This is a genomic window from Pseudoalteromonas sp. S1608, assembly GCF_005887265.1.
Classification (GTDB): domain Bacteria; phylum Pseudomonadota; class Gammaproteobacteria; order Enterobacterales; family Alteromonadaceae; genus Pseudoalteromonas; species Pseudoalteromonas undina.
Window position 1 is genome coordinate 56,664 of record NZ_PNDK01000017.1, and the last position, 12,188, is coordinate 68,851.

The window sequence follows — 12,188 nt, forward strand, 5'->3', positions numbered from 1 at the left end:
GAGATAAAAAAGGGACTGTATGGATGAGTTAATCGGATTAGCAATTATTGTATCTATTGCGATTGTTGCAGGGGCTATTTGTGGATTAGTGGCCTTAGTGCAATTGAACACCCTTAAACAAGAGGTTGCAGTATTAAAACTAAAACTATTACAGTTCGAGTTAAGCTCAAATGCAGCAAAAAATGAAAAATCCTCCGCTGACCCTCAAGTAGATAACGCAATACCTCTAAACCGCTCAGATATTCCTGCTGCTGTTAATAAACCAGCGAGCATTAAACCTCCACCACCTCGTAAAACGATAACTAAAAAACCATCGAGTATTGAACTGCTTTTTAAACAATTACGTGCAGGCTTCGAGAAAAATTGGATGACCTGGATTGGTGCTATTGCTTTGGCTTTAGGTGGCGTGTTTTTAGCAAAATACAGTTTAGAGGCGGGGCTACTTTCACCTGCAATGAGACTCAGTGCCGGTGGATTATTTGGCATTGGCTTAATTGCAGCTGCGTATTATTTACATTATAAACGTATCGTTTTTGAAGGCTTTAATAATTACATTCCTGCAGCCCTTGCCAGTGGCGGCTTTATGACTTGTTTTGCCTTAATGTTTTTGGCCTATAACAGCTTTAGCATGCTAAGTGCTGAGTGGGCATTTATTGGCTTAGCAGTTATTGCTGTGTGTGCTAGTGCAATGGCAATAAAGCTAGGCCCTTTACTTGCTGTAATAGGCATTATAGGCGCTTACAGTGTCCCTGTTTGGGTAAATACGGGCAGTGGGCAGTTATTTTCTTTGCTTATTTATGTTGCCCTTGTGAGTGTTGCCGCAGCAGTTGTGGCACATAAAGTACAGCGAGTGTGGTTGTGGTATTTACTATGGGTAGGGCATATTGGCTGGTACTTGGTTGGACTCACTCTATTTAACTACGACACAGTGTGGTTAATAGGCGCTTTTGCGTTGTTAAGTATTTTAGGATTAATCGCTATTGCACGCTTAGGCTTGGGCTTTAACACCCTTGAAGTACGCCCGCACAGCTTTAAACGGTTAGTTAATTTATTTCCAGACCACGGTTTGTTACTGGCATTTATTGCTCCTTTAATGATTGCCATGCTGTTGAGTGTGTTTAATTTACAATGGCAAATCGTAGCGTTATTAAGCATCGCTTTGTTACTATTTTTAGTGTTAAAAAATAGTCGTTGGGATGTATGGCAGGGGGTCTCTTTAGTGGTTGCGCTGTTACTAGTGGTCTGCGCTAAACAAACTTATGCCTTTGATGACGCGTTATTCATTTTTAAAAACGAATACGGGCTAGGCTTATTACTTGCTCTTGGGTTAAGTGGCTATGGACTCTATTTTGGTAATAAATACCCAAAACGATTAGCTTTTCATTTGCTTGCTTCATTAAGCGTGTTTGTATTGGTGGGCACTTTGTATGCGCTGATCCCAAATACGGCTTTAGCAACCGCTTATCCACTTTGGGCGGTATTGCTATGTTTAATGAGTGCGGTGTTAATTAAATTTACACAAAATAATACAACTTTATGGCAGCGTTTTAGTTATTGGGTGGGGGCAAACGCCAATATCACCTTAGCAATTACAATGTTACTGAGTGATAGCGGCCTTACCATTGCACTGGCTGTTCAAGTATTACTGCTGAGCTTACTGATAAAAAAATACAATGTGGCTATGCCACACTGGCCAATAAAAGCCCTTGTGGCAGCATTACTTTTACGCCTTACCTTATCGCCGTGGACGCCTAGTTATGATGAACTAAGCATATTTGGTTTGCATTGGAGCTTAGTTGTTTACCCGCTGTGTATAGGGTTATTTTTTGCAGCGGCTAAATGTTTTAATACTTCAAAACTAAAAATATGGCTTGAAGGAGCAGCACTGCATTGTTTAGCGTTATTTGTGACAACCGAGACCAGTTATCAACTGGTAGGGCACTACCCTCAGCTGTTTTCTTTAAGTTTTTATGAGCAAGTTTTGCTCAGTTGTAACTTGCTTGCTTTAGGCTGCGTTTATTTATATCGCGCGCAAAGTGCTGGGCAGCTGGGTAAGTTATACCGCACTGCAGGTTTGATTTTATCAGCGTTAGCTGGCTTGTTATTAATCAATACAACGCTGGATAATAATCCGTTATTAATGCGTCTTTATGTTGGTGAAACGCCAATATTTAACTGGGTGATTTTAATTTGGTTGGTACCGAGCCTACTGGCGTTATGGTTAGCGAGTTTAGTTAAATCGTTAAATGCTAAATTGAGTCAAATTACACTCGGAGTGTCTGGTTTATTAGCCCTGTTAGCTATCAATACCTTGATCCGCCAATATTGGCAAGGTGGCTTCATTTATCTTGATAAAGCAACCAGTGACGCCGAACTATATAGCTATTCGGTTATTTGGTTGTTACTCGGCGCACTGGTGGTGATAGCCGGGCATTTAAAACAGCAACGGTTACTGCAAAATGTTGGTCTTGGTATTCTTGGCGCTGTAATTGTTAAGGTATTTTTAATTGATATGGCAAACTTAACGGGACTTCTAAAAGCATTGTCCTTCATTGGTTTAGGGCTGTCGCTGGTAGGGCTAAGTTGGTTGTTCCAAAAACTCAGAAAGCGCAGTCATAGTTAAGTTTAAGCCCAGTACTTACTGGGCTTAAACTCTTATTAATCGTCAAGTACTGTGATTCAGCAGTGCTTTAAGTTTGCCTGGTTTTACTGGCTTACTCAGGTAATGAATATTTTCGGCTTTGGTGGTTTGTTTTAGCTCGGTGTCACGCACAGCGGTAATTAAAATAGCCGGAATATCGCTTTGCCAAATCTCGCGTAGCGCTTTAATTAAAGTAATCCCATCCCAATCATTACCTAATTGATAGTCCATTAAAATAACATCAGGTGCTCTCTGTTCTTTTGCATAAGTTAACACCGCGTCTACTTTATCGAATAGGGTGTAATTTGCCTGCCAGCGCTTCAGTAGGCTGGCCATGGCGGCAAGGTTTTCAGGATCGTCGTCAACGGCAATAATATTTATCGCGGCGCGGTTGTCGACTATATTTTGACTGCTTTGTTTTTGCTGTACTAATTGCGCATCACCATAAGGCACTTCAATGCTAAATCGGCTGCCTTTATTAGGTAATGAAACCACATCAATCGGCAGGCTCAATAAATCAGCCATACGTTTAACCACCCCTAAACCTAAGCCAACGCCTTTATTATCGCCCGCTTCAATTCGGTAAAAGTCGTTAAATATTTTTGCTTGTTCAATATCGCTAATGCCAGGGCCGGTATCCCATACTTCAATCCGTAAACTGTGTTTTCTGTTTCTACAAGCAATTAATACACGGCCATTTTCGGTGTATTTAATCGCATTAGACAGCAAGTTTTGTAGTATTCGACGCAAGTAAGTAATGTCGCTGTGTACTATTTGTTTATTTGAACGCACTTTAAATGAAAGCCCTTTATCGCTCGATAAAATCGCATATTCGCTTTTAAGGGGATCTAAAATATCATCAATGCAAAAGTGACGAGGATTTGGGGTCATCGCCCCTTGCTCTAGCTTGGCAATTTCTAATAAAGCCGACATTAAATGCACGGTGGAATCGAGGCTATCACCTAGCTTATTAAAGTTATTTTTATTGGTGCTATCTAACTGAGTTTCATCAATGGCGGCGAGATATAATCGTGCCGCATTGAGCGGCTGTAAAATATCATGGCTAGCCAGTGCTAAAAAGCGGGTTTTACTATCATTCGCCTGTTCTGCTTCGCGTTTGGCTAAAGTAAGTGCTTGCTCTGTTTGTACGCGACTATCGATTTGTGCTTGCAGGTTACTATTAATGGTTTGCACCTCTTGGGTACGCGCTTCAATACGGTTTTCTAAGTCCATATTGATTTCTTCGAGCGCATTTTGCGTACTAATATGATTGGTAATATCAGAAAAGCTTGTTACAAACCCCCCATCAGGCAATGGGTTGCCTATCATTTCGTAAACTTGGCCATTACGACGATGGCGAATAAAGTGATGTGAACTGCCATTTTTTAAATGCTGAACACGCTTATCAACATGGCGATCAATTTCACCGGGGCCGCATTCACCGCGCTCTGCGTTATAACGGATTATTTCTTCAATGGGCTGGCCAACTTGTAAAAAACCTTCAGGGTAATTAAACATTTCGCTGTAGCGCTTATTCCAAGCAACGAGGTTGAGATCTTTATCTACCACAGAGAGTCCGTGGCTTAAGTTTTCTAGTGAAGTAAATAATAAGTTTTGATTAAACTGCAGTGCCTGTGTGGTTTCATCAAAAAAGTTTACCACTTCTTCAAACGCCATGCGTTTCCCAGACGATACGGTATGAATAAGTGCTTGCGCAGAGGAAGCACCCAATACACCAGTTAGTGCGCGTTCGCAGTAGGCAATAAAATCAGCGCGAGGGTGTGCGTTGTTGTCGTTTAAATCATGATGAAGTGCGTAATGCGATAAAATTTGTTGGCTACGCTGAATGCCTAAAAAGGTTTGCAGTAAAATTTTAAAGTCGTATACCGTGGCTTTTACGTTTTTATTTAAGCGACGAGATAAAATGGCCTGATCTTTAGGATTAACAAATGCCGCTGCTTGAATTTTATCAATTAAGCGCTCTTCAGCTCCCAAGGAAAAGCTAATGTAACAGCCAATATTAGCAAACAACGCGATTAAGGTGCCTCTAGTTATAAGCGTTTGCTGTAGCTCACTGTCTAGTGGGTTAGGGGCTTCTAAAATAGGTAGCATCAAAAATAGCACCCAACAAATGACCCCTGCGAGTAGCCCGGCATAAACACCATAAGCATGGCCTTTTCGCCAATATAACCCACCCACAATAGCAGGCAATAATTGCGACACCAATGAGAAAGCCACTAACCCCATACTGGCCAGCGCACTGCCACTACCAAACCATTGCTGATAGAAGTAGGCTAAAATAAGCACCCCAGCAATGGTAAAGCGGCGCACCAATAAAATGCGGGATTTATAGCTGCTGGTGATTAAATTACGTTTAAATTTACGACGCAACATTAAGGGGAGCACCACGTCGTTGGAGATCATGGTGCTTAGCGTAAGCGTTGCAACAACAATCATGGCTGTGGCAGCAGAAAGCCCACCTATAAACACAAAGGTGGTTAAAAAAGCGTTATCGTGCAGCATAGGCAGTGCCAGTACAAAGCTGTCAGGTGATAAACTACGACCAATTTCTGGATGAATAGCAGCGGTGGCTATAGGTAAAATCATTGCAGCGGTCAATAACAAGTACAATGGAAAAGCCCAGCGAGCAGTAAATAAATGGCGCTTATCTTGGTTATCAACCACGGTGACATGAAATTGCCGTGGCAAACAAATAATAGCGGCCGCCGCCATCAGCGACTGACCTACAAAGTTAAAGCTAAAAAAGTCAAACTGCGCCCAATGCAGCCAAATTGACTCGGCGACTTGGCCAGAACTTTCTGCGGGTAAATTAAATAAGCTATATATTGCAAGCCCTGCTACAGCAGCCAGAGCAAACAGCTTTATTAGCGACTCAAACGCCACAGCAAGCATTAAGCCTGAGCGGTACTCGGTTACATCAACTTTGCGCGTGCCAAAAAATATAGCAAATAGTGCCATCATTAAAGTGGCTGATAACGCCAAAATATCCCCAGATATTTGATTACTATTTTGCAAAAGTAAAAAGCTGGAACTAAGCGCTTTTAATTGCAATGCGATGTAAGGAATAGTGGCCAATAAGGCAATAATGGTCACCATAATTGCAGTGGTTTGGCGTTTGCCGTAACGCGCTGAAATAAAGTCGGCAATAGTGGTGATATTTTGTTTTTTACTCACCAATACCAGTTTACGTAAAAAGCCTTGGCCGAAAAAAAACAGTAAGGCGGGTCCTAATAAAATAGGCAAAAAGCTCCAACTACTAGTAGCAGCGGTACCTACCGAGCCATAGTAAGTCCACGAAGTACAATAAATTCCCAATGCAAATGAATACACAAATGGGTGATGACTAATACGCTTGGCAAGTGGGGTGGTCTTATCACCCCAATTTGCCAGCCAAAACAGCACGCCTATGTAGCCAAAGGCAACAATGAGTAGTACAGCTGTCATGTTTATTTAACCTCGTAGAGTGTTTTTATAATTTGTCATAACTATACCCAAACTATTTCAAGATGCGAGCGCCAGTTGGAGTTTGCTTATTAACAATACCTAGCTGCAAATAAAGTAGGGGGTATACATTTTGTTTATGTTATCTATAAATAAAATAAAGCTATGATATTTAAGGGTTAATTTGTTTTTGTCTATTTAGTTAGACTAATGTCTTATTCCCACGGTTTGTTTTAATTTGGCTAAAAACTTGAGCAATAAAAATCTATTAAGCTACTGAAATTTAAGTGGTTCATGAGTTGTTTATTAATTGATCATGCGCAGTTTACGAAAACGTTAATATGTTGTTACGACTATTGTCGCAATTCAATATTTGAATTGCATTGCTAAATTGGTAAACGAATATAAAAAACCACCCATCACAATCGTGATGTTTAAAGGGGAAAATAAAAATGGCTTTTAAAAATGAAGAACAAGCAAAAGCTTATTGGGCAGAAAACATTTCATTACTGTTTAAATTATTAGCAGTATGGTTTGTGGTCTCTTTTGGCTTTGGCATATTACTGGTTGATGTACTTAATGAAGTACGTTTTTTTGGGTTTAAACTTGGCTTCTGGTTCGCCCAGCAAGGCGCGATTTATACCTTTGTGGCTTTGATTTTTGTGTACGTTTTCAAAATGAATACGTTAGATAAAAAATATGGCGTAGACGAATAGGAGCTAGTCAATGGATGTTCAAATACTCACATTTATAATTGTCGGTTTAAGCTTTGCGCTTTATATCGGTATTGCAATTTGGGCTCGTGCTGGGTCAACAAATGAATTCTACGTTGCTGGTGGCGGTGTACCTCCACTAGCCAATGGTATGGCAACTGCTGCGGATTGGATGAGTGCTGCGTCGTTCATTTCAATGGCGGGTATTATCTCGTTTGCGGGTTACGACGGTAGTGTTTACTTAATGGGGTGGACTGGTGGTTATGTACTACTGGCTATGTGTTTAGCGCCTTACTTACGTAAATTCGGCAAGTTTACCGTGCCAGATTTTATCGGTGACCGTTACTACTCACGTACAGCGCGTTTAGTGGCTATTTTATGTGCCATCTTTATTTGTTTTACTTACATTGCGGGTCAAATGCGTGGTGTTGGTGTAGTGTTCTCTCGTTTCTTAGAAGTTGAAATTGAAACCGGTGTTTATATCGGTATGATCATTGTTTTCTTCTATGCCGTACTTGGTGGCATGAAAGGTATTACTTACACGCAAGTTGCGCAGTATTGTGTACTGGTATTTGCTTATTTAGTACCGGCTATTTTCATCTCTATGATGGCAACAGGTCACTTTTTTCCACAAACAGGCTTTGGTGCCACGCTAAGTGATGGCTCAGGTATGTATGTACTTGATAAGCTCGATGGTTTAAGTACCGAGCTTGGATTTGGCCAATACACTGAAGGCTCAAAGAGCATGATTGATGTATTTGCAATTACAGGTGCTCTTATGGTGGGTACTGCTGGTTTACCACACGTAATTGTTCGCTTTTTCACTGTACCTCGCGTTAAAGACACACGTATTTCAGCAGCGTGGACACTGGTGTTTATTGCTATTGTTTACACAACAGCACCTGCAGTAGCTTCGTTTGCCCGTGTAAACATGATTGATACAATTAATGGTAAAGACGGAAGTGGTACAGCGTATGCAGAGGCACCAGCTTGGATCAAAAACTGGGAACGCACAGGCCTAATCACCTTTAATGATAAAAATGGTGACGGCAAAATGTTCTACACATCAGGTAAAATCACTGACCCTAATAGCGCAAACGAAGTAAATGTTGACCGCGATATTATGGTACTAGCGAATCCTGAAATAGCCGACTTACCAGCCTGGGTTATTGCACTCGTTGCAGCAGGTGGTATTGCCGCGGCGCTATCGACTACAGCGGGCTTACTATTGGTTATTTCAACCTCAGTATCGCACGATTTACTAAAACGGACACTCAAACCGGATATAACCGACAAGCAAGAGTTACTTGCAGCGAGGTTGGCAGCGATGATTGCTATTGTAATATCCGCCTACTTTGGGATTAACCCGCCAGGATTTGTGGCCTCGGTTGTTGCCTTTGCCTTCGGCTTAGCGGCGGCGAGCTTCTTCCCTGCAATTATTATGGGTATTTTCTCTAAATCAATGAATAAACATGGTGCAATTGCAGGCATGGTAACGGGTATCACCTTTACTGCTGCATACATCATCTACTTCAAGTTTGTGAGCCCAGAGCTTAATAGCCCAGAAAATTGGTTCTTAGGTATTTCACCTGAAGGGATTGGTTTAGTAGGTATGATCATTAACTTTGCAGTAGCTGCAGGTGTTATGAAAATGACTCAACCGACACCAGTTGAAATTCAAGAAATGGTTGAAGGTATTCGTAATCCTAAAGGGTCTAGTGAAGCGCATGCTCACTAATCCATATATCTAATGATATAACCCATCAAAGCCCGACTTAAGTCGGGCTTTTTATTTGTTTAAATAATGACTACATTAAATAATCGCTATATTAAATAACCATATTTCAGGTTAAGTCGCTTTTTTATTGAGGATGATTTATGAGTAGTGAGCAACAGGAAGTCGCGCAGTTTATTAACAAACAAGCACCATTTTCAATGTTACAGGATAGCGCCTGCAGTTATTTTGTTAACCATCTCGATAGTATTTATTTGACCCGAGAAAACCAAACGCAATGGCTTAACAGTGAACAGCCTAAATTATTTTTAATTCGTTCCGGGTTATACGATTTAGTGGATGCTCAAGGCGATACGGTAACGCGTTTAACTCAAGGTGATTACTTTGGTTATCCCTCGTTACTGACGGGAGATTCAATACAAAACAGTTTAGAAGTACAAAAAGAGGGCATTGTCTATATGCTCGACCAAACGGATTTTGATTACTTACGTCGAGAATATAAAGCATTCGAGCAATACTTTGTTCGTGCTCATGCTAATCGATTGCTGTCATCACATTATAAAAGTAATAACGACAGCTGGTCTGAGCGTAAAATATCAGAGATCATGACTCGCAAAGCGATTACGCTGCCTCCCGATGCCAGCATCCGTCATAGTGCTAAAAAAATGCAAGAGCATAGGATTTCATCAATGATGATCACCGAAAATTCGCATCTTGTTGGGGTAGTTACAGATCGGGATTTACGTAACCGAGTGCTTGCTGATGAAGTGGATCCCGCGCAAGCTATCAATAGTATTATGACCAATAAGCCTAAGTTTATATTTGAAAATAACCGCGTATTTTCAGCGCTGCACTTAATGCTTAAGCATAATATTCATCATTTACCTGTGCTTGACGAAAATCATAAACCGCTAGGAATGATCACCAGTACAGACTTACTACGCCAACAAAAAAGCGACCCAGTGCAGCTAATTGGTCGTATTTACAAGGCCCATAATGTGGCTGATTTAAAACGTTACGCGAAAGAAATTCCTGAGTTATTAAAAGGTTTTTCAAATAATATTGATGATATTTCGCTGATCGGAAAGTTACTCAGTGGTTTAACCGATGCGTTGACCTCGCGGCTAATTTTTTTATTTCAACAACACCATGGCGCGGCGCCAACCAGTTTTAGTTTTATTTGTTTTGGCTCTCAAGCGCGCGAAGAGCAAACACTGCATTCAGATCAAGATAATGGCTTGTTATTACCTGATGGTCTAAACGATGAGCAGCACGCATATTTTAAACAGATGGGCGAATTTGTTTGTGAAAACTTAGTTGAGTGCGGCATTCGTCGTTGCCCTGGTAACATTATGGCCAGCAGTGATGCATGTCGAATGAGTGTTAGTGATTGGCGGGCGAAGTTTTTAAAGTGGATCACCAGTCCCACACCTCAGGCAATGCTCAACTGTAAAATCTTTTTTGATCTGCGCTTTATTGAAGGCTCAACTACGCTTTATAGCCAGTTTTGTGAAGAGTTGACCCATATTTCTCGCAACGATCTTTTTTATGCGGCAATGGCCAGCGATGTTAACGCTAACAGTGCGCCGATTGGTTTATTCAATAACTTTAAAACCGAAAAAACAGAGCAACACCATAAGTACATCGATCTTAAAAAGCGCGGGGTGGTGATCATTAACGATCTAGCGCGACTTTATGCATTAAAAGTAGGCATTCGCCGTGCTAACACCCAAGAGAGGTTGGATGCTTTATTAAAGTATTCACTATTAAGCAAAGAAGATATTTATAATTTAAAAGATTGTTGGCGATTTTTAACTCAGCTTCGGCTGCGCACGCAAATAAATGAAGAAGGGTTACCTAGTAATTGCATTAACCCAGACAAACTCAATTCGTTAGAACGTCATCAGCTTAAAGAAGCGTTTTACCTAGTAAAACAAGCGCAGCAAGGCGCGGCGTTTAAATTTGCGCGTGGGAGTTTGTAACAATAATGGTTAAGCTGCTTATTACGCGATACTTAAAGCGTCGTCATTTGCTTGCGCAAAGTGCTTTAAAGCAACGTTATTTAGTGATTGATTTGGAATTAACAGGGCTTGATCCTAAACAACATGAAATTGTCTCGGTTGCTTGGGTACTGATTGAGAATCAATGTATCAAAAACAGTCAATCGCAGCATATCGTTAATAAAGAGGTTAAAAGTCTAGAGCAAAGCCCTGTTTTTCACGGCATTAGTACTGACTCGGTGGCACAAGGGCAAAGCCTACAGAGTATTTTAATGTCTTTAAGCGCTCACTTTAGTGACTGCATTTTAGTATTTCATAATGCCATGCTCGACTGGGGCTTTTTAAAGTTAGCACTAAAAAATGCAGGGATCACCCAGCGGCCTAAGCTGATCATCGATACCTTACAAATAGAAAAAAAGCGCTTACTGCAACACGCAAGCGATATAAAATTAGATGATTTAACCTTAAATGAATGCCGTAATCGCTACGATTTACCAAGCTATCATTGCCATCATGCGCTTACCGATGCACAAGCCACTGCTGAATTGTTATTAGCCCAATGCCATCAAATAGGCGCCGGTAAAGAACTTAAAGTAGGGGATCTAACGTAGGTTGGTTAAGGACAGCGAAACCCAACTATAAGAAACCCAACTATAAAGTATGCACTGAGCTTAATTGCATGCAGTTTACTTTTATTCTTGTTTGTATAATTATGGGAACGCGTATTTTATTAAAAATTCAAGGAACGAATATGAAACTTATCACCGCTATTTTTATTACCTTATGCCCTCTTATTACTTTTGCTAATTCAAGCGTGCCAACTAATCGTCATATTTCTGTACATGGCACAGCTGAGGTATTAGTTGAGCCAGATATGGCTCAAATTATATTTGAAGTAAAAAGCATTGAAGATACATTACTTGAAGCTAAACGTGACCTTGATGGCCGAGTTAGCGTGTTACTTGAAGAATTAGATAAATATGATTTTGGCCAAGGCGATGTTCATATATCGGGTTTAAAAAGCAAGGTATACACTAAGGTTAGTACAGAATCAGGGATTGCTTTAAGCGATAATTATTTAGCTCTGAAAATAGTTAAAGTCACATTGAAAGATATTAAAAAAGTCGATGAATTTATTGATTTTGCTCAACGCTTACAAATAGACAATATCAAAAAAATTAATGGTTTATCCTCCAAGGCCACGCAGTTAGAGGCAGAGGCAACACAACTAGCAATTGATAACGCAAAAGCGAAGGGAAATAAGCTCGCTCAGTCGTTTGGTGCTGAACTTGGCAACGTTTATAGTATTAGTGCAAATTCCAGTAGCTCAGATTACGACGCGAGCGGTGTTAAGCACATTGTTTTATCTAGCCACAGAAATAGCATGGCTGCTAGAAATAACGAGAACCCATTTACGCAGCAGCAATATTTAGGTGCAAGAATAAGCGTTAAAGCATCAATAAACGTGGTGTTTGATTTAAAACTAAAATAGCAAATATCGCAAAGCCGAGTTAAAAGTAAAAGCGCATTGCGTGTTGATTATGGCGTTAATTTAAAGTTTCTAATGCTTGGCTCTTATAATCACAGGCAAGGTCGATTACAATACCGCCATCTAAAAGGCGACGCTGCCTTTCTCT

Annotated in this window: 7 protein-coding genes; 6 read left to right on the forward strand and 1 reads right to left on the reverse strand. The window is 40.6% G+C overall.

From position 1 onward, the window contains the following. Positions 1-19: 19 nt before the first annotated feature. A complete protein-coding gene (locus CWB75_RS08350; protein WP_138570393.1) occupies positions 20-2,623 on the forward strand; it encodes a DUF2339 domain-containing protein in 2,604 nt (867 codons plus the stop codon). A gap of 42 nt (positions 2,624-2,665) precedes the next feature. On the opposite strand, the gene CWB75_RS08355 is transcribed toward CWB75_RS08350, so the two are convergent. Then, positions 2,666-6,106 (reverse strand): hybrid sensor histidine kinase/response regulator, encoded by a 3,441-nt coding sequence (locus CWB75_RS08355; protein WP_138570394.1) that lies wholly within the window; start codon positions 6,104-6,106, stop codon positions 2,666-2,668. Positions 6,107-6,555: 449 nt separating this feature from the next. Between CWB75_RS08355 and CWB75_RS08360 the strand changes: the two genes are divergently transcribed. The 5 genes from CWB75_RS08360 to CWB75_RS08380 all read left to right on the forward strand — a co-directional run bounded on the left by CWB75_RS08360 (position 6,556) and on the right by CWB75_RS08380 (position 12,043). Continuing rightward, entirely contained in the window at positions 6,556-6,819 is a 264-nt protein-coding gene (locus CWB75_RS08360; RefSeq protein WP_008464847.1) for a DUF4212 domain-containing protein, read from the forward strand. 10 nt (positions 6,820-6,829) lie between these two features. Next, positions 6,830-8,554: a sodium:solute symporter family protein gene (locus CWB75_RS08365; RefSeq protein WP_109874178.1), complete on the forward strand. Its 1,725-nt coding sequence runs from the start codon at positions 6,830-6,832 to the stop codon at positions 8,552-8,554. A gap of 140 nt (positions 8,555-8,694) precedes the next feature. Next, entirely contained in the window at positions 8,695-10,533 is a 1,839-nt protein-coding gene (locus CWB75_RS08370) for a DUF294 nucleotidyltransferase-like domain-containing protein (protein WP_138570395.1), read from the forward strand. A gap of 5 nt (positions 10,534-10,538) precedes the next feature. Beyond that, a complete protein-coding gene (locus CWB75_RS08375; RefSeq protein ID WP_054201852.1) occupies positions 10,539-11,162 on the forward strand; it encodes a 3'-5' exonuclease in 624 nt (207 codons plus the stop codon). Positions 11,163-11,302: 140 nt separating this feature from the next. After that, entirely contained in the window at positions 11,303-12,043 is a 741-nt protein-coding gene (locus CWB75_RS08380; protein WP_138570396.1) for an SIMPL domain-containing protein, read from the forward strand. The last annotated feature ends 145 nt before the right edge of the window (positions 12,044-12,188 follow it).